15 protein-coding genes and 1 pseudogene are annotated in these 25347 nt (G+C 39.9%); 8 read left to right on the forward strand and 8 right to left on the reverse strand.

The annotated features are described in order from the left end of the window. Nucleotides 1-8 precede the first annotated feature (8 nt). Both LF886_RS19185 and LF886_RS19190 read right to left on the reverse strand, forming a co-directional pair. Nucleotides 9-3602, reverse strand: coding sequence for a SusC/RagA family TonB-linked outer membrane protein (locus LF886_RS19185; RefSeq protein ID WP_236851171.1), 3594 nt, complete (start codon nt 3600-3602; stop codon nt 9-11). A gap of 241 nt (nt 3603-3843) precedes the next feature. Then, a complete protein-coding gene (locus LF886_RS19190; RefSeq protein ID WP_236851172.1) occupies nt 3844-5019 on the reverse strand; it encodes a FecR family protein in 1176 nt (391 codons plus the stop codon). A 330-nt stretch (nt 5020-5349) separates the two neighbouring features. Here LF886_RS19190 and LF886_RS19195 point away from each other — a divergent pair, with 330 nt between their 5' ends. The 4 genes from LF886_RS19195 to LF886_RS19210 all read left to right on the forward strand — a co-directional run bounded on the left by LF886_RS19195 (nt 5350) and on the right by LF886_RS19210 (nt 8657). Continuing rightward, complete coding sequence (locus tag LF886_RS19195; RefSeq protein ID WP_236851173.1) at nt 5350-5943, forward strand: RNA polymerase sigma factor; 594 nt, start codon at nt 5350-5352, stop codon at nt 5941-5943. A 156-nt stretch (nt 5944-6099) separates the two neighbouring features. Beyond that, nucleotides 6100-7161 (forward strand): FecR family protein, encoded by a 1062-nt coding sequence (locus LF886_RS19200; RefSeq protein ID WP_236851174.1) that lies wholly within the window; start codon nt 6100-6102, stop codon nt 7159-7161. 514 nt (nt 7162-7675) lie between these two features. Then, nucleotides 7676-8023 carry a hypothetical protein gene (locus LF886_RS19205; protein ID WP_236851175.1) on the forward strand — a complete coding sequence of 116 codons (348 nt, stop codon included), beginning with the start codon at nt 7676-7678 and terminating at the stop codon, nt 8021-8023. Continuing rightward, complete coding sequence (locus LF886_RS19210) at nt 8013-8657, forward strand: GIN domain-containing protein (RefSeq protein ID WP_236851176.1); 645 nt, start codon at nt 8013-8015, stop codon at nt 8655-8657. Before LF886_RS19205 ends, LF886_RS19210 begins: the two co-directional genes overlap by 11 nt. A 160-nt stretch (nt 8658-8817) precedes the next feature. On the opposite strand, the gene LF886_RS19215 is transcribed toward LF886_RS19210, so the two are convergent. The 4 genes from LF886_RS19215 to LF886_RS19230 form a co-directional block, all read right to left on the reverse strand. Continuing rightward, nucleotides 8818-9927 (reverse strand): TlpA disulfide reductase family protein, encoded by a 1110-nt coding sequence (locus LF886_RS19215; protein WP_236851177.1) that lies wholly within the window; start codon nt 9925-9927, stop codon nt 8818-8820. 26 nt (nt 9928-9953) lie between these two features. Beyond that, nucleotides 9954-11345 carry a RagB/SusD family nutrient uptake outer membrane protein gene (locus tag LF886_RS19220; protein WP_236851178.1) on the reverse strand — a complete coding sequence of 464 codons (1392 nt, stop codon included), beginning with the start codon at nt 11343-11345 and terminating at the stop codon, nt 9954-9956. Nucleotides 11346-11360: 15 nt separating this feature from the next. Further along, nucleotides 11361-14750, reverse strand: coding sequence for a SusC/RagA family TonB-linked outer membrane protein (locus LF886_RS19225; RefSeq protein ID WP_236851179.1), 3390 nt, complete (start codon nt 14748-14750; stop codon nt 11361-11363). A 499-nt stretch (nt 14751-15249) separates the two neighbouring features. Next, complete coding sequence (locus LF886_RS19230; RefSeq protein ID WP_236851180.1) at nt 15250-15840, reverse strand: RNA polymerase sigma factor; 591 nt, start codon at nt 15838-15840, stop codon at nt 15250-15252. Nucleotides 15841-16109: 269 nt separating this feature from the next. Here LF886_RS19230 and LF886_RS19235 point away from each other — a divergent pair, with 269 nt between their 5' ends. Then, nucleotides 16110-18632: a DEAD/DEAH box helicase gene (locus LF886_RS19235; RefSeq protein ID WP_236851181.1), complete on the forward strand. Its 2523-nt coding sequence runs from the start codon at nt 16110-16112 to the stop codon at nt 18630-18632. 65 nt (nt 18633-18697) lie between these two features. Here LF886_RS19235 and LF886_RS19240 read toward each other — a convergent pair. Together LF886_RS19240 and dinB are read right to left on the reverse strand one after the other, a co-directional pair. Then, nucleotides 18698-21750, reverse strand: a pseudogene (locus LF886_RS19240) (DNA polymerase III subunit alpha). A gap of 25 nt (nt 21751-21775) precedes the next feature. Then, the gene (dinB, locus tag LF886_RS19245) at nt 21776-22918 is read right to left on the reverse strand and encodes a DNA polymerase IV (protein ID WP_236851182.1); all 1143 of its coding nucleotides are present in this window, start codon (nt 22916-22918) and stop codon (nt 21776-21778) included. Nucleotides 22919-23005: 87 nt separating this feature from the next. On the opposite strand from dinB, the gene LF886_RS19250 reads away from it, so the two are divergent. From LF886_RS19250 to LF886_RS19260, 3 genes are all read left to right on the forward strand, one after another. Then, entirely contained in the window at nt 23006-23770 is a 765-nt protein-coding gene (locus LF886_RS19250; protein ID WP_236851183.1) for an XRE family transcriptional regulator, read from the forward strand. A gap of 68 nt (nt 23771-23838) precedes the next feature. Next, nucleotides 23839-24366: a sigma-70 family RNA polymerase sigma factor gene (locus LF886_RS19255; protein WP_236851184.1), complete on the forward strand. Its 528-nt coding sequence runs from the start codon at nt 23839-23841 to the stop codon at nt 24364-24366. A gap of 172 nt (nt 24367-24538) precedes the next feature. Continuing rightward, the gene (locus LF886_RS19260; protein WP_236851185.1) at nt 24539-25306 is read left to right on the forward strand and encodes a FecR family protein; all 768 of its coding nucleotides are present in this window, start codon (nt 24539-24541) and stop codon (nt 25304-25306) included. Nucleotides 25307-25347: the final 41 nt, after the last annotated feature.

Consider the following 25347-nt stretch of genomic DNA (forward strand, 5'->3'; position numbering starts at 1 on the left):
CTAAAAAATTATAAATCAATTTTAAAACCCAGGGAAATACTTTTGGGAACTGGCTTTCCCGTCGGGTAATCCGGATCAAGTTTTAGCTTATTAGCACGCCAAATCATACCAAGGTTATTCGCATACACATAAAGCTGTATGTTGGCTACCGGTAATTTTCTGAAACTGCTTTTATTAAAATCGTAGCTTACACTGATGTCCTGTAAACGGATATGGTCGGCCTTTTCAACGGTGATCTCCGAATAATTATAGAAATTATCCCGGTCAGGATCGGCAGGGTAAATCATCGAAGGAACAGTAGTCAACTGCTCATCACCCGGGGTTTTCCAACGGTTGGAAAACTCTTTATAGCCGCCAATCCAGTTACTGAATAAGGTATAATAGTTTAAAGAACTTCTTCTGAAGTAGTGACCAAGCTTGTAGGTGACATTCACAAAAAGACTGAAATTCTTGTATCCAAACCTGTTGTTAAGACCCCCGAAATACACAGGGCGGGCCGGGCCGTTATAGACCAGTTCATTCATTGTTAACGGATTCGCCAAGATATAGTAATCTTTGCTCATTGCTCCGTTTAAATATCCCCGTGGATCACCCGTAGCAGGGTCTAACCCCGCCCATTTGTAGCTCCATATTCCGTACACAGGCTTTCCCAATGTAGGGTTTATGGCACTGCTGGTTCCATCCGAAGTGACCACATAACCCGCGTTAAGGGGTGCAGTATATCGGGTAACTTTATCGGTTGCATAACTCAATAGCAGTGAGCTCACCCATGAAAAAGTGCCACGGACATTTTTTGAGGTAAGCTGAATATCAATTCCCCGCCCCTTCATGGAAGCAAAATTACCCCTAAAAATAGTGGTGCCTGTACTCGGTGCGACAGAAGCATCACCAATTAAATCCTCACCATTTTTATGGAAGTATTCTATACTACCGGTAATGGTATTATTCCTCGTTGCGAAATCAACGCCGATGTTGGTGATACCCGCTTTTTCCCATTTCAAATCCGGATTGCCAATATTACTGATGTCCGCCTGAAGCTGACCCGTCCAGTCACTGTTAAGAAGATATCTGGACGTTGTAATACCGGTTACATTTCTGTTCAGGTTTCCATTATAGCCGTAGCTCGCCCTGAATTGTAAATACGGAAGCCAATCCCACTTATAAAATCTTTCCCGATTCACTGCCCATTTTCCGCCGACAGACCATAGTGGCACCGATTTTTGGTTGGTATTGACTCCGAAATAATTAGAACCATCTACACGGCCACTGATGGAAGCCGTATATTTATTATCGTATGTATAGGCAGCATTACCGAAATAAGAACGCACTCTATCCAGCTGTCCTGAAATATTGGCATTGTTGGGGATCATCGCAGAGTTTGTTCCGGGGTTGAGCGTAAAGGTATTGACAAAATCTACCTTACCGGATATTCCCGTATGATCATCGTAACCATACAATGGTGCATGAGTACTTCCGTCGGTACGGATCTGGTTTTGCTCGATCCCCGCAATGGCATTGATGCTGTGCTTTTGCCAAGACCCCGAGTAATTGACCTGTCCTCTTGCATTATATGAGCTCACTGTGGAAAGAGATTGGTAAAGAATACCTCCTAACGGGATATGATAACCCACGACTCTGCCAGTTCCCAGAACCGAGTAGCGGTTTATCAGGTTCCTCGTATGAAACGTTTCTTCGCTTTCAAAGTCTCTGGAATTAATCGTATACTGCTCGTACTGGTATTTTGCTTCAATATCCAGCCCCTTAAACAGAGTATATTTCAGGGCAGGGCTCAATCGGATATCGTTAGACTTCCTGTTATTTTCACCCAACCCTAAATCTTTAAGGGGTACGTAGCTCCAATCAAGGAAACCTTTGGATAGAGCAGACTGGATGAAACCATTTCTATAGGACTTTACAATGGGTAATGGATTTCCATCGGCATCAGCCAATTGTGCGTATGGATACACTTTTGCATAGGAGCCTCCCGTATTCAGGGTGCTTGCCGTATTATCTGTGCTGGTATTTGACCGTATATAATTAATATTGGTACCGATCTGAAGATTTTTAATCGGAGTAAAGGTCAAACTGGAATTTAGTGTAAAGCGGTCATAGGTATTTTCTTTCAGGTGTTGCAGGTTTTGATCATACCCCGCAGAGAGATAGTAAGCAGCACGCTCGCTGCCTCCGTTAAAATTGAGTGAATATTGCTGTTTAACACTATTCCGGTACAAGTATTTTGAGAGGTCATTTCTAACATCGTGTTTTCGTAAGGCATCAATTTGAAACGCGGCATCTGAAGCTGACAATGCTGTTGATCTCTGCAAAGCCAATATTTCGACAACCGGGGTTACCGGCCGAAAAGTGGTCGTATTACGAAGGTCGCTGTTGTATTTTCCCTTGGCAAATAAAAATTGTTCCATATCAATGAAATCAGAGCTGCTCATTTCTGCCGGATTATAAAACAGGTCTGGTTTACCACTGATGGTTATATTGGAATTCAGAGCAATATGTAATGGCTGATTCAGTCTTCCTTTTTTTGTCGTGATAACAATGACCCCGTTTCCTGCCCTGACACCCCATATGGAAGCCGCCGCCGCATCCTTTAAGACCGTTACTGATTCTATGTCATTTGGATTAATGCTGCCAAGATCACCGCTGTAAGGAAAATTATCGATGACAATAAGAGGTTGGTCGTTAGCAAAAATAGTGCTCCGTCCGCGAATACTAAGGTCTGTCTTACCCGATAATGTAGTATTCGTATTGGCATTAAATACTAATCCGCTGGTAATTCCTTCAAGCTTGCTGATGACGTCGGTTGATACCCTGGCATTATACATCTCTTTTAGGGGCTGGGAAAAACTCCCCGTTGCCCTTTCTTTTGGCAAAATCTGATAACCGGTTGAGACAACCTCAATGCCCTGTAGCAGGTTTGTGCTTTCTTTTAATTTGACAATAAGTCTCGGGCCTTTGTTTACTCTCTGCTCATAGGTTTCATAGCCGACGTAGGAAAACTGTAAAATGGATTCTTCTTCCTGTATTTCAATGCTGAATGTTCCTTTATGATCAGTAGTCACTGATGTATTGGTTCCCTTAATTTTAACACTGACACCCGCCAAAGGCTGATCTTTTTCATCGGTTACAGTGCCGGTAATAGATTCCTTTTTCTGTTTCTCTCTCTCCTTAGAATTACTTTTAACAGCAGGTTTTTCTTTAACTACAATGGTTTTACCTACGATCTCATACGTGAAAGGTATATCTGCAAAGATCTTATCTAAAGCGGCTTTAACGGGCATATTGCTAAAACTCACTGTAACGGGCACATTTTTATCCAGCATCTTTCCTTTATACCAAAACAGGTAGTCAGTCTGCTTTTCGATCTGCTTGAAGACCCTATACATAAGGACAGCTTTGGCATCAATGCTTATATTTTGAGCTTTTACCTCAGTAGCGGCAAAGAGACATGTAAAGAGCGCCAGTAGAACTAAATGGAAACTGATTGGTGTTTTTTTCAGAGGGTTGCTGCGTTGGCTTTCTCTTAGCGAGGGCGCACAGAGAGATGGACTACCCCGCCAGGGATAGCTTAGTTTTGATGGAAAAATCATAAGTTTGAATAGGTTTTGTATTGCAGAGGAAATTTAACATGTGAATTCTAGAGATCCTCCTGCACTACGTTGATAAATCGGTTTGTTCTGATTGGTCAATTAAGCCCACAATCCGCCGGAGCATTCTCGAACAATGTTCCGGCTTTTTATATTGTGGACTCATTAACTAAAACTAAAAATCTGACAAAAATTACTTCATAGGCTTCTGTGGTTTAAAGGGTGATATATTGGACATTTATTTTTACTGCAAGATGGTCAGGATAGTTTTAGTATTCTTTTCTTTCAGGCTAAAGTGAATGTTACTCAATTCAAGAATATGCAAAACAGCAGAAAGGTCGGCGCTGCGTTTCACTCCGCCATTAAATACTTCTTTAGTGGGTACTCCTTCATATTCAATCTCAATATTATACCATCGGCTTATCTGTCTTAAAACCTCCTGAATCGGGGCATCCCTGAAATAGATTAACCCTTCTTTCCATGCCAGTGCGCTCTGCAAATCGGCTTTATGAAGAGTGAGCTTGCCCCCAAAAGAAAGAGACTGCTGGCCGGGTTTTAGGATGATTTCACTAGGAAATCGTGAAGCTTTGGAATCTCTTGGCGAAACTTTCACCGATCCTTCCTCAAGGGTTGTTACGGTACGCTCCTGATCATGATAGCTGTTGATGTTAAAATGGGTGCCGAGTACTTCTACCACCTGTGTTCTGCTAGACACCACAAAGGGATGCTTCTTATCTTTGGCTACTTCAAAGTAGGCTTCGCCGTCTACCAGCATTACTTTCCGTCTTGCCCCATCCCTTAGGCTGGCAGAATACTGTAATGTGGTAGCGGCGTTAAGCCAAACTTTGGAGCCGTCTGGTAAGACGACTTCATATTCACCCCCTTTAGGTGTACTGATGGTGAGTAACCCACTCACTTTTTTATTTGAAATAGCAGCCCCGTTATTGTAAAAAACACCTTTGTCGCCAATAATAATTCCTGATTGACCACTGCTTAATTCTATGGCGTGACCATCTGACAAGGTTAATCTTGCTTTATGGCCTCCGGGCCTGATATCCTTCGCCTGCAGGGTATGGTCGCGGTAGATCTTGTAGCGATGAATATAGTATAGAGATCCTATTCCAACAGTAAGGGTTATCGTAGCAGCCGTCAGTATTTTTTTCCATAACTGCCAGGTGGCTTTGGATTGCGTATGCGATGCTTCGAGTTCCTTCCTGATATTAAGATAAGCCTCATCCAGTCTGTTATTGAAATGGCTATCATCAAGTTCAGCCGGAGCAGGTATTTCTTTCAGATGATTGAGTACCAATTCCATGAGCTGGTCCTGCTCTCTGCTGTCTTTATGAAAATACCCCAATAAGTGTTTTACCTCCTGAGGGGAGCACCGATGATCCCGGTATTTTTCCAGTAATTGCTGCAAGTCTTCTTGATTTTCCAAAACGTCTTTTTATTGGTATTACGTTTGGGAAGAACAATCCTACCATCGGACACAAAAATATTTTAGTATAATTCCGATTGGGCTTATTTTGAAAGCAATGAAGCCCCAAGTTTAAGAGGATCTCCCCACTCCTTTTTAGAACTCAGAAGTATCTATAAAGCGCGAATTGGGTATACTATTGCGGTAAAAAAAATGAAAAGAAGGAAATTTACAGCGTCCGAACTCTGTTGGCTGAGTAAATTTTATCCTTTAAACGATAACACAAGTATCAAATAGATTTTTAACTTAGCACCAACGCAATCAGGAAAGCACATGCCGGGATACACAGAAACTGAGGAAAGAAAGATGATCATTCATTTAAAGGCAGGAGATGAACTTGCTTTCAGAAAAATGTTTGATCTGCATTTTCACAGGCTCAAAATATTTTGTTTCCGATTTTTAAAAAACAAGCAACATGCGGAAGAAATTGTTCATGACGTATTCATTAATGTTTGGACAAATAGAAACCGGATAGATGAAAATCGTTCTATTTTGCCGTATTTATATACCATAACAAAGAGACTGGCATTAAATGCATTGAGAGATATTTCGACCTCACAAAAGGCAATGGATGAACTTTGGCGCAATATGGAAGTCCTGAGTAATGAAACCGAGGAAACTGTTTTATTAAATGATCTAAAAAAGTTTACAGAGAATATTGTGATTCATTTGCCGCCGCAGCAACAGATTGTTTTTAGGATGAAGCGCTACCAGGGATTGAGCTATGATGAGATTGCAGCGGAATTAAATTTGTCCAGAAATACCGTAAAAAACCATTTTTTTGCTGCTTTAAAAACACTACGCACCCATTTCAATGAATCGGATAGCGCCTATTTCATACTCCTTTCTGTTATGCTCTTAAAATAAATTATAGCCTCCACTAGTCCGATTTTCATTTTGCCGTGTAATACCTATATCGAGCCAATTGGTTTGATCACGACTATGACAAATCAGGAATACTTAAATTCTTTAATTAAACAGTTTGCCGACGGGACCATTAGTAAAGAGGATTATACCAAGTTGATGGGCCATTTTAGAAACGACATAGACAATGATGCCGTTTTTTTAGCCATGGATAAGATTTGGTTATCCGAAAGCAACAGAGAGATTCCTGCCACTAAAGAAACGGAAGCCCTTTATCGTAAGCTTGTTAACGACCCACAATTTAAAAAAGCCCGCACACGTAGGATTAAACTATGGCCAAGAATTGCCGTAGCAGCTTCAGTTCTCATTACCCTTAGCGCAGGGCTGTGGTTTTATGCAGCTCATCAGCAAATATCAGGGAAAAACGACATTTCACCAGGTCGAAATACTGCTACATTAACCTTGACTGATGGAAAACACATCAAACTTAGTGATGCTAAAACAGGGATCGTTATTAACGCTTCTACATTAACTTATAATGATGGGACCGAAATTAACAAAACGAAGCCTACCCCGCTGCTCACAATAACAACCCCACCAGGAGGGACGTATCAGGTTCTTCTGTCGGATGGCACTAAAATATGGCTCAATGCCGCATCAGTACTGAAGTTTCCTTCAACTTTCACAGAGTCAAAATACCGGAAAGTTGAAGTGATGGGAGAAGCTTATTTTGAAGTAGCAAAAGACAGAGCCAAACCATTTATTGTAACATCCGATCAACAGGAGGTAGAAGTACTCGGAACCCATTTTAACATCAACAGTTATGCTGATGAGAACAGTATTAAAACTACCTTATTGGAAGGTAGTGTACGCGTGTCCATTCGCAATTCTTCTATTTCAGGCTTTCTTAAGCCGGGAATGCAGTCCTCCCTTACCACAAAGGGCATTAATATAAAACAGCTTGAACATCCTGAAAAAGTGATCTCCTGGCAAAACGGGTATTTTACCTTTAATCGGGAAAATCTGGATCAGATCATGAGAAAAGTCTCCAGATGGTATAATGTAAAAATCATCTATAGGGACCAGCAAATTAAATCAATACCATTTAGTGGTACCATTCCACGTTATGTCAAGGTATCCGAAGTATTAAAGATGCTGGAACTTACCGAAAAGGTCAAGTTTACCATCGATGACAAAAATATCATAGCAAATCGAAAATAACTCTAAAACCAACTACATCATGAAAAAGATCATCAGCTCATAGACAGGCTGCCCCAGAAGTGGGTATAAAGGTAATAATCAGGGGCGCTGAAGACGCCCCTGAGCTACCCGATAACCTAAAAAAAAAGCGACAGACAACGATTTTATAAATTTTAACAAACAACCCAATGTATATACCATATACTCAGATTTTAGGTTGGCGGCTGCCCCATGCCCCAATATATAGCACACCCTAAAGCTAAGGACGGTAATGACCCGTGTATTAAAAAGGCCATAACCAGCCTCACCAGGGTTTCCTCCCATAGGTTTAAAAAGTTAGGAACTGGACACTTATGCAAAAAAAATAAGGCCGGGAGGTCACCTATTTTATATGTATCTCACAAGTAAAACAATCATGAAAAAGAAATTTTATAAAACTACAATACACAAGATATTTGAACAGTATCACGAAGTTCACCCAATGTATGCCACGAAGAATATACCTCTCAATCTTAGGATTCCCCCCAACTTTAGAATGCTCTGTGCTTTACTAGATGTAAAACCTACGCAGGTCCTCAATGATTTTATGACGATTGTCAGCAGCTCGTATAAAGAGGATTTCCCTGTTGAAGCCAATAGAGCTGCCATTGAATATGTACTAAAGTGTGGATACGGGAAACGTTATTTTTATGATAAAGATATTGTGGTAATGCTCAATGAACTCGAAGCAGCTCGTGTAGTTGGCGAAACGATGGACAAAAACAACAGCGCCGAAATGGATCTGTATTTCTGCTTTCGCCACATGCAGTCTCAGCATTGGTTTAAAACATGGTTCAATAAAAACATAAGAGAAGAACCTATTACAGTGTTAAATGAATATTGATCCTAAGAATTTCGACTTCAATAGCATTCGGGTAGTGGGAATTTGCCAGCTAATGATTCAAAAAGGAGAAAGTCCTGATGTAATTATTAACAACAGAGGATCAAAAATAGACATTCAGTTTGAGGTGAGAGACAATGAACTGCTTATTTATTCTCTTCCGGATGATGATATCTACCTTGATAAACCTGTTCCAAAGATTACCATCATGTATATCAACATTAAAAGCATCACGCTGACCGGGTCAATTGATTTGTATACCAATAACAAAATTGCAGGAAATACTTTAGCATTAATCCTCAATGGGACCGGCAATATAAACCTTCAGGTAGATGTTGTGAATTTGGATTGTACCATTGTTAAGGCAGGAACAATAAGAGTACTTGGAGATACAACAAGCTCTTTTATTATGCTGCTGGGTACCGGAACTTATCAAGGTCAAGATTTGGATAGTGGTGTAGTGTCTGTGGAAATCGCCAACCGGGGAACAGCCACGGTATCTGCGGAAAACGATTTGATCGGCTCTATTACAAATGGGGGAACACTGTATTATATGGGAACTCCCTGTATTAAGGGATTATCCATTGAAGGGAATTCTAAGATGCTGCCATTGAAGCGTAACGAACCAACATCTTAATGATGAAAATAAATGAATCTCATTTCAAAAGAATGAAAAGATCGCCAAATACCCTATTGACAAACAGGGGTTCTTTGAGATAGCGAAAAGGAGCAGAAACTTCTGCTCCTTTTATGCTATAATTCCAGGAGATTTATTTAATATAACTTCTACACCTCCGTTATCTTTCGCCGAGCAATTCTTTGAGTTTATTTTCAAGATCTACACCCCTTAAATTTTTGGCGATGATGATCCCATTTGGATCAAGCAAATAATTCGCAGGGATGCTTCTAACGGCAAAGTAATTTGCCACCTCATTTCTCCAGCCTTTTAAATCGGATATCTGCGTCCATGATAATTTGTCATCTTCAATCGCTTTTTTCCATTTTTCGGCATCACTGTCCAACGAAATCCCCAGGATGGTAAATCCCTTGCTTGAAAATTTCTCATAGGCCTTCACTACGGCCGGGTTCTCTTCCCGGCAAGGACTACACCAGGCAGCCCAAAAATCAACCAGCACATATTTCCCCTTAAATGAAGAAAGACTAACAGGTTTGCCTGATGGATCATTTTGACTAAAATCAGCCATCTTTTCTCCCACCGCCCCTCTTTTAAAAAGAGCTAAAAAACCTTCTATGTCTCTAGCCACTTCCGTTTTTTTGAGAGTCGGATCTAATTTTCCATAAATCTCAGCATATTCCCCGTATTCAGGATAAGAATATTGCAGATTTCTAACTTCATTCAAGCTGACATGGCTTTTTGGATTTTTTGTGATAAATGTTTTTGAAAACTCATTAATTCTCGCCTCAAGCTTACCCTGCTTGTCTTGGACAATACTACGGGCTGCAAAGTCCCTGGCGTTATTCGCCTCATGAAATTCTTTGGCCAACAACCTTCTTTCGGCTCTTAGTTCTTTTGTACTTCTTTCAAGAACACACCATTCCTTTTGCGTATGACCACCGGTAATCTCTACATCTGCAAGGGCAGTGGCGTCACCTTTAATTTCAACCGGTACATTTTCAACATAAAAGAACTGGCCAAAAGGTTTATCGTAAGTAATATAAACGGCTGTAGGCTCCGAGACGCTTCCTTTATAGCTGAACCGACCATCTGTAACCGCTACAGAATCTTTTTTGCGTCTCATGGTAATGTAGACAAAGGGTTTTTGCAACCCTTTAATATATCCACTTACGCTGTACTCACCTTTTGCAGGAGAGATACTCTTTTTTTCCTGAGCATTGCCTAATAACGCCAGGCCAAGCAAACTTAATATAATTACATTTTTTTTCATCTTATATAATTTCATAGTGACACTTATCAATATCCCGGATTCTGAGCTAATATTTTATTGGAAGCATCGATACTCAATTGCGGTATCGGCAATATCAACTTACCCTCATCCTCCAAACCGGGCTTAACAACCGAGGCCTGTACATCTCCATTTTTAATATATCTAACCAGGTCGAACCAATCTTCTCCTGATTCCCCACCCAGTTCCAATTCTTTTTCAGTTCTGATCAGTGCCAGTAATTCGGCTTTGTTTGCAGCACTAACACCGTTCATCCCCCTTTTTATCCTTAATGCATTGAGTACATTCAGCGCATCGGTTAAAACACCTCCATCTCTTCGCGCCTCAGCTTCAGCATAAATTAAATACGCTTCTGCCAGTCTGAAATAATATTCCGTATCATAACCACTGCCATCCACACCCACGGTAAATTTTCCATTTCCCCGCCATTTTGAAGGGTCTACCGGATCTGCAAAGTTTTTTACAATAATCGCCTTTCGGGAATCCCCTGCCAGTAATGCCGTGTAACGGGCCGATAAAAAATTACCGCCACTGGTCCAGTAATAGGTTTTACCGGTAGCGGAACTATTCCCGGTAGCAAATACCAATGCAGAGAGAATTACCTCGTCAGACATGTGTTTTTCTTTCTGAAAAAGATCAACAAAATTATTTGCGAGTACAGCCGGCCCTGTCATTACCTCTTTAGCCAGAGCCGCCGCACCTGTATAATCCTTTTTGTAGAGCAATACCTTCGCTTTTATAGCCTTAGCAGCAAGTTTCGTAGCATACCCCTTTTTACTGCCCTTCACATAATCCTTACCATTCAGAATAGCTTCGTCCAGATCAGATAGAATAAAATCGTACGAGGTTTTAACACTTGCTCGCGCCGCAACAGGCAGTTTTGGCCTGTCTTTTATTTCTACACCGAATTTCGAATTAAGGTCCCAGAATTCTCCAAATAAGCGGAGGATATAAAAATGCCCAAGTGCTCTTAAAAATCTGGCCTCGGCAATGATCTGTACTTTTCGCGGATCATTTACCGCCAAAGCACCGGTCTTGTCAATTACCCAGTTTGCAGTTTGTATCAACTGATAAGGTCCGGCATACAGATAACTGTTAACATTAATATCTGAAGTTTGTACAGTATTGTTAGTAAATGCGAAACTGGAAACAGCAGTAGAAACCACATTTAGGCCCATTAAACTGGTATAAATCCCCATTTGATTGGCCATAGCTTCATCTTTCAGACTGTAATAGGCACCGGCAAGCAGTTTTTCTGCCGAGGCGATGTCTGTTACTACAGTTTCTTCATCCAGCTTATAATAGGGTTTTAATTTAGTAACCTCGGTCAGTTCACAGGACTGAGTGAACAGCAGAGCCAAACAGGCACAACCTGCATACACTATTTTCATTGTATTCATATCTTATTTTTTAGGTTAAAACTTAAAATTAACGCCAAAGCTCATTCCTCTGCTTTGCGGATAAACGCCTGTATCTCTTCCGTGGTCGGTAAAAGAGTTTTCACTGTTTGCTTCGGGATCGAGACCTTTATATTTCGTCCAGGTTAATAGATTGCTTACCCCCGCGAACACTCTAATTTGCTGCACATACGCCATTTTCAACAGATTATTTTGAAATACATAGCTCAGTTGTACATTTTTTAACCGCAAAAACGAACTGTCATCTATAAATCGGTCCGTTCCCGTATCGATGTTCTGTTGCGGACCGTTAATTGCATTTCTAGGCTGGTTGGTGTTTGGGTTTTCGGGAGTCCAGGCAGTTAAAACTTTGGGCGACACATTAAAACCCCATCCCGTAAAAGTATCTATTCTCATTTCTCTTCGCAGCTTGCTGCCAACATCAAACTGCAGTAAAGCACTCAATTCGAATTGTTTGTACCTAAAAGTATTATTCCATCCGCCAAAGTATTTTGGATTCTGTGCATAGCCTAAAATCTCTCGGTCGGCAGCGTTAATGATCCCATCATTATTGGTGTCCACGTATTTAACATCTCCGGCAGAGGTTTGTACAGTCTGGTAATAAACTCTTGGATTGCCTGTTTTTTCTCTCGCTCTTTCATTCGCTGCATCGACCTCGGCCTTACTTTGATAGAGTCCATTAGTCCTATACCCTAAAATTCCGTTAAGGGGCAACCCTTCTGTTATTGGGGTTCTCCCAAACAAGGTTGTTCCATAGGTCTTTTCAACTTTATTTTTATTAAAAGTCAAGTTCAAATCAGAGATCCAGGTAAAATTAGTATTGCTTACCGGGATAGCGCTAAAAGTAAATTCCCATCCGCGGTTACTGACCTCACCCACATTCCTGGTTTCAAAGGTATAACCGCTCGAAAGGGGAACACCGGGACCCGTAATTAGACCTTTGGTGTATTTGCTGTAGTAATTTACAGAAGTCCTTACCCTTGATTTCAGGAAGCTTAGCTCTAAGGCAACATCCGTTTGAGTAGTACTTTCCCAGTGGATATTTGGATTTGGCAGTCCAGCATCGGGATTGGCACGTACACCACTAATACCATCAAACATAAAACCTGTATTAAATAAAGTTAGAAACCCAAAAGTTCCAAAAGCTGAAGTTCCTGTTTTACCGGTAGTAACCCTCAATTTGGCATCATCTACAAAGCTGAGCTTTTCCATAAACTTCTCTTTAGAGAAGCGCCAGGCGATACCTACAGAGGGGAAATAACCCCATTGATTTTCAGGACCAAACTTAGTAGAGTTGTCAGCCCTGCCACTTACACTCAGATAATAGATGCCGTCATAATCATAATTGGCACGCATAAAAAAGGATTCTAATCCACTGCTTTCCGCACTATCTCCGCCACCCGTTATGCGTCCGGCCGAACTCAGGTTGTTCAATACATTATCATTTGGAAAATCTTCGCTGCTAATAGTCAGGCTCCTACTCATATTCAATGTCCATGATGCTCCGGAAACCACATCGATATGATGTTTATCAAACACTTTTGTATAGTTTAGCGTATTATCGAATATCCTATTCGTATACTTATAACTTCTGTCCCTACGCGTTCCTTTAGTACCGGAACCTATTTTGGAATTCATCCAGCTGGGATAATAGAGAAGCCCCACATTGTTGTTGATATCAAATGCAAGTGTTGATCTGAGTTTTAAACCGGGTATCATTTCCAATTCTGCAAACGCAGAAGCCAAGAAGCGCTGACTTTCATTGACATCCGTATTTTGCCGCTCTGCCACGGGATTATCGGCACTAGTCGTTTTAGCATAGCTACCATCCGGATTATAAATAGAAATATCCGGCCGATAGGTTAAAGCAGAAGCATTCGTAAAGATCGGACTTAAGCCACCCCCATTAAGTGTTGTACTGCTAAAATTTAAATTGGTTCCTACCTTAAAAAAGCGAAGTACTTTTGATTCTACATTGGCACGGACAGAATATCGTTTAAGTCCGCTTTTAATCAATATCCCTTTCTGGTTTGACAAACCTGTTGAAAAACCATACACAGTCCCACCCTCTTTAGTAGCTCCCAACAGGTTAAGATTAATATTCTGAACAAGACCTACCTGAGTAACCTCGCGCTGCCAGTCCGTATCACCATTCCCGGGGAAAGTTGCATTTTCGATGGGTTGTCCTGCTTTTTCATAAATTCCTTTCATCAGTTTGACATATTGAGGTCCTGAAAGCAGATCATAGAATTTATTTTGTCTGTCCACAGAAGCATCATAACTAAAAGTAAACGCAGGTTTTTCTCCTGCCTTTCCCTTTTTGGTAGTTACTATAATCACTCCATTAGCTGCTCTCGAACCGTATATGGCAGTTCCGGTCGCATCCTTTAAAATTTCGACATTCTCAATGTCGTTCATATCTATTCCTGAAAGCGGATCCATCAATCCCCTGCTTGACTCGGTCCGCATTGCTGCTGAGCCCCCTCCATTAAAAAGCTGAACAGGGATACCATCAATTACAAATAAAGGATCATTAACTCCTGTAACAGTAGACATTCCCCTGATGCGGATAGAAGCACTAGAACCAGGCGTACCATTGGAACGGCTTACCTGAACACCAGCAGCCCTGGCCACCAATCCCTGGGTAAAGTTCGTAGCCACCTGTTTGCGTAAGTCATCACCATTAATACTGGCCACGGAACCTACAAGATCTTTTCTTTTCGTAGTACCATATCCAACCACCACCACATCATCCAGTTCTGACATATCCGGAAGCAGCCATACATCTATTCTGCTTTTCCCACTCACCTTTACCTCATGTGTTTTGAAACCCAAAAAAGAAATAACCAATACTGTATTTTCATCTATTTTGCTTAAACTCCACCTTCCCCCTGCATCACTAATTGTTGCCTTTCCACCATTTTTAATCCTTACTGTGGCACCGGGTAATGGCTTTCCCTGTTCATCGGTAATTCTTCCACTTACGTCAATTAGATTAAAATAATCGACGAGCTTGTCAACTATGGATTTTTCCTTATCTCTTATCACCACCGTATGATTTTCAATCACAAAAGTCAAATCTTGTCCTTCAAGGCATTTTTTCATGACCTCTTTCAGGCTAGTTTTGTTAAACTCAACGTCCAGCTTTCTATTATCCAGACTATTCGATGGCCATAATACCGTATAACCCGTCTGCTTCTCCATTTCTACAAAAACCTGTTCAAGCGTGGTGTTCTTTCGGGTGAAGCTCAGCGTCTGGCCAAGGCTAGCAGCACTGACCTGCATAAGGGTAGTGAGTAGTATAATTGTAGTCAGTTTCATTTTCTGTAGTATATTGGGGGCATGGCGATGCTGCCAACCTAAAATTTGATGATATATTGTATACATTTGATCTTCTGTTAAATTTCTTAGAATGTTGTTTGTCGCACTTTTTAGGTTATCAGATACGACAGGGGCGTCTTCAGCGCCTCTGTTACTTTTTTTCAACCCATTTCTGGAAATAGCTATGCGCTGCTAATCGTGTTTTTCATGGTCTGTTTGGTTTTTAGTGTGTATATAAAATGGTTATTTGCAGTCTGCTACAGTTTTTTTTCCTATTCTATTTTGATCATGTCGCTTTCACCACATTATATGACATAGGAATTTGCTATCAAGCCAAAAGGGTTGATATAGGTATTACACGGCAAAATGAAATTCGGACTAGTGGAGTTTGGAATTTATTTTAACTACGCAGAGAAAGGACTATGGACCAGGACCATATTGGAACGCTTGATACAACTTTGAATGTAACAAAAGATTCTATTAACGGTTATTCCAGACTAATTTAACGAAGCTGAAATACCAAATAATTGAGGCTATTTGAATAAGAAATAGGCCATAGAGATTATTAGGTGATAAGCAATGCAAGGATAACAGTGATGCAGTACCGGGAAAGAGAAAAATATTGTTTGACAGTACGGGTAGCCTTTACCAATTGGTTTCCTACAGTGGAAACGGTAATTCCCAAAGCAGCGGCTACTTCATCATAACTTTTACCTTCCATCTTACAGAGTGTGAAAATGGCCCTACGCTGCAAAGGCAGGGTTTCAATAGCGGATTGAAGAATAGCTGTACTTTCCTTGTGATATAAAGCACTCTCAATATGATCGTAAAGCTCCGTACCGTTGGCAATAAGCATGGCTTGAAGTTTCCGGTCAAGGGCTGCTTTTCGGAAAAAATCACGGACAAGGTTCTTAGCGATAGAAAACAGATAAGCCGGAAAAGATTTATCGGGATCTATATTCTTTCGATGGTTCCATATTTTGATGAACACATCCTGCAAGATCTCCTGTGCCTGGTCCTCATCTTTTACCAGTTTGAGGACATTAACAAAAATACGTTTACTATAAGAGCGGTAAAGCTCTTCAAAAGCATGCTCGTCCCCGTTCCGCAGCCTGAGCAGCAGGTCCTTTTCATAGGTTGCGGGGAGTAATGTCATGGAGCGATATTCCATATGAAGTTAAAGTTATAGAAATGTTAGGACATTCGGTAATATTGACTATCATTCTCTTTCACATTCTTACCCAATTCAATTCCTTAAAACATTCTTTCAGCCGGTTTAGATGTACAGCAGTATTTTATCGTTGCCATCTTACTACAACCTACGTTTGCTAATATGGAACATTGTAAAGGTAATTTTCCCCTGAGAGGTACGGTTGGGCACAGCATAGTTTTTTTGATTATCTTAGTCTAATCTAAATTAATCACATGAATATTTTTAAAAAGAAGCTCGAAAGTAAAAATAAACCCGCATTACCTATTGATCCCATTGACCTTTACCAATCCTTGTATCACAAGGAAGGATATGCCTATTTAAGGGGTATCCAAGAGGAAGTATTAAAAACCTGGCACAGTAGAAGAGGTGAAAAAGAGGTTTTATGCAAAATGAATACCGGCTCCGGTAAAACATTGGTTAGTTTAATGATGCTCTATTCCAAATTAGTAGAAGGAGTAGGAACAGCTGTTTATGTTTGTCCTGATAATTATCTTCTAGAACAGGCAAAGAAACAAGCTGTTTTATATGGCATTCCTGTTTGCGAGATTACTGATACTAATCAATTTCCCGCAGATTTTTTAAATTGCAAGAGTATATTACTGTGCAATTTTCATAAACTGTTTAATGCAAAATCCATATTTAATAGAGATAATATTGAGATTGGCGCCATTGTTATAGATGACTCCCACTCGTGTTTGGATATTGCACGACAAAACACCACATTAGAAATACCTAATACCCATGATATCTTCGACAGGCTGATAACACTTTTCAAAACAGAATTAAAAAGACAGGCACCTGGAAGTTTTAGAGGACTTATGGATGGTGACCCTTATGCAAAAATATTAAAGGTTCCTTACTGGACATGGTTTGATAGAAAGGAAGAAATTTTGGATATTTTAAATGAATTTTCTGAAGGTGATGAGCTAAAATTTAAATGGCAGATGATCTGTGATTCCCTGGATACGTTTGATTGCTATATTGGACCAAAAGGATTACAGATTTCTCCAATGATTGTACCTTATGAGTCCGTAAAATCATTTTCTGAAGCTAAATTTAAGTACATTTTATCAGCAACATTTGAAGATCAGGTTGATTTAATTAAAGATTTTGGGATTTCTGAACAAAGCGTTCTTAACGCAATTATTCCCAGAAACAGGAAAGATGTTGGTCAAAGATTAATATTAGCCCCAAAAAGATTCGATCCAACAATGGAAGATTCTCAAATTAGAAATTTAGCTTCTGAAATAGCCGGTGAAGGACATAATGTTGTGGTATTAGTTCCTTCACAGGAAAAAGCAAAGATCTGGTATAAATATGGTGCTGTAAATTTGAATGAAGCCAGCAATATTTCTGATAATATAGAAAAATTGAAGACCTCAAAAGGAGGATTTTATGTTCTTATCAACAGATATGACGGTATTGATCTGCATGGCAATATGTGTCGTTTATTGATAGTGGATGGTTATCCCCGTTTTACATCCTATAGTGATCTTTATAAAGAAATGAGAGTAGATTCTATTCAGGCTTCCCTGAAATCACAAATTATTGAACAAGGTTTAGGAAGAGCCGTTAGATCAGGAAGTGATTATTGTGCTGTAATTCTAATGGGAAATGACTTAGTACAATTTTTGGGAAATAAATTCAATTATGGCTACTTTTCACCAGTAACCAGAAAGCAGGTAGAATCGGGACTTACCATTCTTGACGAAGAGGAAGACAAAACAGATTCTATAAAAACCATTAAGAATACCATTTACTTCTGTTTGGATCAAGATGAAAGCTGGCGGGCTTTTCATAATTCGATTTTAGACGAAGTAAAAGACGATGAGCTTAGTGATACTAAAAAAAGAGATTTGAAAATTGCAGAACATGAAAAAGAAGCGTTAAAGGAATTTAATCTAAGGAAGTATAATACTGCTGAAGATATTATAGGCACAAAAATAATAAACAATAAAGACTTAGACCTAAGCCTGAAGCATAAAGGATGGTATTATGAATATGCTGCAAAATTATCATATCAAAAGGATACTGTAAAATCTAATGACCTGCAGATAAAAGCAACAATGGTTCCTCATATGCTTACCCCAAGAAATGGTGAAAATTACAGCAGATTGAATAAAAATGAAGAGCAGTCTTCTATGATTCTTTCCTATATTAAACAGTTTAACAAATCTCAGGATTTAAAGATACACATCCAATCTGTACTCGATAATCTTACTTTCAGTCCTGATATTGCAGCACATAAATTTGAAACTGCGTTGAAAGAAGCGGGTAAGTTATTTGGATTTGATGCTCAACAGCCTGAAAATGAATTTGGAAATGGTCCCGATGTATTATGGATTATGAGTGACAACCATTACTTGATCCTTGAGGCCAAATCAATGGCAACACATGTTGAAATAACCAGAGATAATATTGGACAATTACTACAGTCCGGAGAATGGTTCAAAAAGCATTACGGAAATAATGCGGCCCATACTTTAGTTACTTTACAGTCTCCCGATGTAAAAGGATGGAATGTAAACCCAAGTGAAAACTCAAGAGTTATTGATGAGTCATCCCTGGCAAATATAAAAAACAAACTGGAACAGTTTTATGATGCAATTGTAGGTAAAGGTATCAATGCTGTAAGTAAAGAAGATGTTGGAAAGCTCATCAATTCCTATGAGATCTCACCAGAGAATTTTAGAAATAAATTTCTGAAACCTATTAAGGTAAATAACAAGAAATAATTTTACATTACATACGGCTGTCTAAAAAGACAGCCGTATGTAATAACTATTGCAATAATAAAATATTATTTTATCATCTTTCTCGGTAATCCGATTTCATGTTCCTGGGGATAAGGTTTCCTGTGGGTCATACTCACGTCTTCTTTTATCCGCTGATGGGCTTCATAACGTTTCTCCTCATCATACGCATATCTGGGATCAGGAATGAAGGGCATTTTTGCCATTTTGGTTATGGTCACCGTAGGGAAATGAAAATCAACCGCAACTGTTCCCAGTAAAAGGTAACACCCGCCTCCCTGAAAAGGATAGAGTTCCAAAGAGTCAGAGAAATGCGCCGTATCAAAATATTCACCTTCGACATCAATCCAGGTCCCGAAGTACATTACTCCCCTTTTGGTAGGTACGTGCTTCCTTGAAATTAGATAAGCCAGCATCTTGATCTGCTTTTTATGAAAGCTCACCAAATCCTTAGCCATCACATCTCCCCGGTATCTGGTTTTCAAAAGGTCGAATGGAGTACATGAAACCGGAAAACCCAAAAGTTCTATTTCATCAAAAGCGTCCTCAAACAGATCCCTTTGTAATACCGGAAGACTGAATTCTTTTACAGGCTCCTCAAACAATACCTCCAATCTTCGTTCTGGTTTATAATCACCCAGGAGCATTCTGGCTTTGAGCAGCAGTTCATTTTTTGGAAGTCCAGTGAACCGGAAAGCACCAATGAAGATAAGGATCTGAATTCCGGCAATTGCAATAGGAATTCTTTTCACAAAATCTTCCAGGGATTTAAAATCCCCATTCTTCTCCCGTTCCTGAACGATGAGCTGCGCAGTTTTGCTTTCCAGTGATTGTAAATGCATAAATCCCAGATACACATCCTTTCCATATACCGTAGTTTCATATTCACTTTTGTTGACACAGGGCGTCAGAACATCAGCACCAGACATCTTCGCTTCATGAACATACACTTCCGTTCGATAAAATCCCCCCTGATTGTTGATCACTGCGACCATAAACTCTACCGGATAATACACTTTCAGATAAAGACTCTGATAACTCTCCACTGCATACGAAGCTGAGTGAGCCTTACAAAAGGAATACCCCGCAAAAGATTCGATCTGGCGGTAGACTTCTGTACTTAAATTTTCAGGATGTCCCAATTCTCTGCAGGATTCAAAAAAATGATCTTTTACTTTCTGTAAGGCAGACAGGGAACGTCCTTTCCCACTCATCGCCCTGCGCAGGATATCACCATCAGGAGCTGCCAATCCTCCAAAATGCAGGGCGATCTTAATCACATCTTCCTGATAGACCATAATACCGTAGGTTTCGCCCAGATGTTCTTTGAATACAGGATGAAAATATTCAAACTGATCGGGATGATTATGCCTAAAAATATATTCCTTCATCATTCCGCTTTGTGCAACCCCCGGCCGGATAATCGAAGAAGCGGCAACCAGCACTTTATAATTATCACATTTCAGCCGCCTTAGTAATCCACGCATGGCCGGACTCTCTATGTAAAAGCATCCGATGGTCTTGCCTCTACTCAAAAACTCATTGCATATTTTTTCATCTTTGGAAAGCCGGGTATTCCGGATATCAACCTCAATCCCTTTATTTTTTTAATCAGCTGTACAGCATCATTGATATGCCCAATTCCCCGCTGAGAAAGGATGTCAAATTTTTCCAGTCCAATGTCTTCCGCTGTATGCATATCAAACTGAACAATAGCAAAACCTTTCGGCGGCATTTCCAATGCTGAATAGTTGGTAAGAGGTTCCTCAGAGATTAAAATTCCACAGGCATGCATACTCCTTTGGTTGGGGAACTTTTCCATCATTTTTCCATATCGGTGTATCTGTTGTACCACAGAATTGTTATCGTGCATTCCCACTGGCTGCGCAGCGAGTACATCGAGTTCTTCTTTCGGTAAGCCGAATACTTTTCCAACCTCTCTAAAGATTGATTTATACTTAAATTCTACATTAGTACCGCAAAAAGCAACATGATCTTTGCCATACGTATCAAAAATATAGGTAAGGATTATATCTCGATCCTGCCAGCTCCAGTCAATATCAAAATCAGGTGGTGTTTTACGGTTTAGGTTCAGGAACCTCTCAAAATACAGATCAAGCTCGATGGGACAAATATCCGTGATCCCTAAACAATAACTGATAATGCTGTTGGCTCCACTCCCCCTCCCAATGTGCATAAAGCCCATTCTGTTGCTGTACTGAATAATATCCCAGGTGATGAGAAAATAACCGCTGAAATTCAGTTCATCAATCACCTTCAACTCCTTTTCTACTCGTTTTTTAGCGATATCGTCACCTGAGGCATATTTTTCCTTCAATCCTTTATAAGCCAATTCGGTCAAAAGTTTCAGGTCGCTTTCTTTGCTATTGGTATAATATTTTTTGTTCTTCGGTGTGGAAAATTCAAAATCAAACCCGCACTCATCCAACACTTTCTTTGTGTTATGCGTGATCTGAGGATAGTATTTATATAACTCCAGTAATTCAGAAGGACGCTTTAATATTTCTTCAGCCTGACAGTATTGATTGGGTTCCAATTTTGAAATCAACGTATTGAGGTCAATAGCCCTCAAAATACGATGGAGATTGTATTCCCGCTTCGTTTTAAAAGTAACAGGCTGTAGAATCACCATTTTGGGAATGAGTTTTTTCCATTCTTCCCGAAATAAAAGGTTCAACTGTTCAGGTTTGATGCCGACATATTCATTTTCTGAAAAGCTTTTGGGAATATTTTCAATCGGATAAATGGTAATGACTTGTTTAAATATAGGATTTGTTTTAGGCAGTGCTATATTTTCGCAGTTATGAGCAGTCAACAATAGGTTAATCTCCGCTATACCGTTTGCATTTTTAGCCAGCGTGATATACAGAAGCTCTCCATCTTGCCTGATTTCCACTCCAACAATAGGTTTTATATTGGCCTCTTTACACAACTTTAAAAATTCATAGATAGCGGTTACCGTATTAATGTCCGTCAGGCATAGGGTATCAATACCCAAGGTCGAGGCAGATTGTACCAGCTCTTCTACGGAAAGCGTTCCATAGCGCAGGCTGTGATAAGTATGGCAGTTGAGATACATTCTTTTTCTTTTTAACATTCATTCTTCAGGAATCAAATCCCGAAGCGCGTCTGACCGCCTGCTTTCCAAAACGTATTTTAATATGATCCATCGCCTGGTAAAGGCTGATCATCTCCTGGGTATCTTCAAAGAGATTCATCTGATATTCACCATGAACTAAGCCCGTTAGTTTTAAACCCACCAACCGGATTCTCATTCTTCGGGTGTAGATCTTATCGAAAAGCTCCAAGGCACATCTGCTAATGGTATGATCGGCAGAGGTATAGCTCACCCGGCACTGTTTGGTTTCAGTATCAAAATTGGAATACCGGATTTTAACCACAATGGTAGCCGTCAGCCACTTTTCCTGTCTGAGCTGGTGAGCCAGCTGTTCGGCCATTCCTGTGAGTAAAGTTTTTATTCCGGCAACATCGATTGAATCTTTATCAAAGGTATGCTCCGAAGAGATGGATTTTCTTTCGGTATAAGGTACCACAGGGGTTTCATCAATACCATTGGCCCTCTTCCAGAGTTCCTGCCCATTTTTTCCAAGAAGATTTTGAAGCATTTCAGGAGGCATTTCAGAAAGGGTATGAATGGTTCTGATCCCGATTCTGGAAAGCAGCTGAAAGGTAACATCACCGACCATCGGTATTTTTTTGATAGATAGAGGATTCAAAAAAGGTCTGATCATCGCCCCTTTTATTTCCAGATGCCCAACGGGCTTAGCCTCCCCCGTACCTATTTTGGAAACCGTCTTATTATTGGAAAGGGCAAAGCTGATGGGTAAACCTGTATTGTTCATTATACTCGAAGCCAGTTCCTGAGTCCATTGGTAACAGCCAAAAAAACGGTCCATTCCGGAAAGATCAAGGTAAAACTCATCGATACTGGCCTTTTCCATCAAGGGTACTTTTTCTTCAATAATTTCCGTGACCTCATGAGACATTTTGGAATAAAGGTCCATGTCTCCACGGATAACCTTGGCTTCAGGACAAAGTTTTAACGCCATTTTGATGGGCATCGCAGAACGCACACCGAAATAACGGCTTTCGTAAGAACAGGAGGCCACTACTCCACGATCACCACCTCCAATGATAATAGGTTTTCCATTCAATGAAGAATTATTCTTCCGCTCACATGAAACAAAAAACGTATCCAAATCCATATGCACAATCGCTCTTTCCATCCTGATGTAAATATTTTTAATATTATCCCACAAAATTGCTAATATATTTAGTATTTTATTTTACATTTGTTGCTATAAATTATAGCAATGTCAATTTTATCCGAAAATCTGCGCTATCTGAGGGCACAATTAAAATCTTCACAACAAAAGATTGCAGACGATCTTTTGATTACAAGGGGCCGTTATTCAAAGTATGAAGAGAGCGAATCGGAACCGCCTATTGAAATCCTGTTGAAGATATCAAGGTACTTTCATGTGAGCATGGATCTATTGGTATCGGTAGATATCAGAAGATTTCCTCTGGAGGAATTATTACAGCTTCCGGATAATCGGATTTTGCTGCCTGTCATGGTAGATCATACCGGTGAAAATGCCATAGAGATTATTCCTTATAAAGCCTCAATGGGATACCTGAATGGTTATAATGATCCCGGATATATCGAAAGCCTCCAGCATATTTCATTGCCCTTTCTGAGGAATGGAAAATACAGGGCTTTTCCGGCAGAAGGCGATTCAATGCCTCCGTTTAAGGATGGAACCTACATCGTTGGGAAATACATAGAAAAAATACAGGATATGAAGGTTGGCAAAACCTATCTATTGGTGACCCGCAGCGGTTTTGTCTACAAAAGACTGGCAGGCATTCAGGAACATTCAATCCGGGTTCAGTCGGATAATACGTTTTTTGAGCCCTATGAAATCCCACTCCATGAAATGCTCGAAGCCTGGGAATATGAATGCAGCATCCTAAGAGATTATGATCTTTTAGATTTTGCCAATAATGACGTTAAAGGAATGTTCTTATCCCTTAAACAGGACATTAACCGATTGGAAAAACACTTGGTACGCTAAAGCTCACAGATACATGGCTGATTACGTACGGTAAAAAAATATAAATTTGTACTCTTAAAAACTAAACCGTGAAATTTTTCTCACGACATATTAACATTGAAGAAGACAGGTATAAAGATCTCTTTTACACCTACTATTATCGTGTTTACCTGCATACAGCACGCAGAGTCAGCGGAAAAGAGAATGTGAGTGATATAGCGCAAAACGTATTTTTCCATTTATGGAAATACCGAAAAGACCTTATGCTTCAAAATCCTGAAGCCATTATTTTCAACACCTGCAATCAGGAGATCTCCAAATTCTACAAGATCTCAGAGAAGCGGCCTTTGTACAATGATACAGCGGTTGATCCTGCCGATACGTCATCTGAAGAACTACAATGGGTAAATCAAAAAGAATATTTGCTGACGGAGCTGGAAAAAAGTATAGAACACATTATTCCTCCCCTACGAAGGAAAATATTTAAGATGAATAAGCTGGAAGGCATTACCCAGGAAAAAATAGCTATCCTGTTGAAAGTTTCAAAACGTACCGTTGAACATCACATTTCGGAAGCTATGATATACCTCAAAAACTACCATAAAACTCTTAAATAAAGTTAAATTCGATTGAAATCTGTTAAACTTTCTTAAAAACCATGTGGTTTTTTTCCTTTTCGTGCTATTACATAATATAGACCCTCGTATTATGAACGAAAATGATAATCATAACCCAGTTGAAAATCTTGTCCCCCCTACATCTCTAGAAGTTGATCAGGCGTGGGAAAATGTGATTTCCAGAATAAAAATTCACGAGAGAGAAAAAAGACGAAAAAAATTCATCAGGTACAGCACCGCTGTCTCGGCTGCGATCATACTGATAATCGGTAGCCATGTCGGATACAATACCATTCTAAAACCTGATATCTATCTTGCACAACAATCAAATTCAACCATCAAACTTGCTGATGGCACTATGGTAACCCTTTTAAAAGGAGCCAAATTGACGGTCGAAAAATCTTTCTCTGCGGACGCAAGAGAAGTCTTGCTAGAAGGAGATGCTGTGTTCAATGTTACAAAATCTAAAGAGCATCCATTTATCGTTCATGGTCTGAATTACGAAACTAAAGTACTGGGTACTGTCTTTAAAGTAACACAGCAGGGTAAAACATTTAAAGTCGATCTATTCGAAGGTAAAGTATTGGTGTACAGAACAGGTCATCCAAAAGATCCTGTTATCCTAAAACCCCAACAGACATTTACCAATTTTGGAATTTTACAGGCAGCTTCTGTTACGAAAACAGAAGATATAAAGACTACGGTAACAAAGGATAGATCTGCAAACCTCACATTTAGGGAATGCCCGATCAATGATGCTGTAGGTATTCTCGAAAAAACATTCGGAATCACGATACATTATCCAGCAGAGTTGGAGAACACTAAAATTACACTCGCTTTGTCGGATGCTACGGCAGATGAATGTATTCAAACATTGGCAACACAGCTTAATTTAAATAGTAGACAAAACAATGATTCAATTTTTAAACTGGAAAAGTAGGTTATGGTGCCTTATGACACCTGCCCTGATCCCAGACAGAT

Origin of the sequence: Chryseobacterium sp. MEBOG07 (genome assembly GCF_021869745.1) — a bacterium.
GTDB classification, from domain to species: domain Bacteria; phylum Bacteroidota; class Bacteroidia; order Flavobacteriales; family Weeksellaceae; genus Chryseobacterium; species Chryseobacterium viscerum.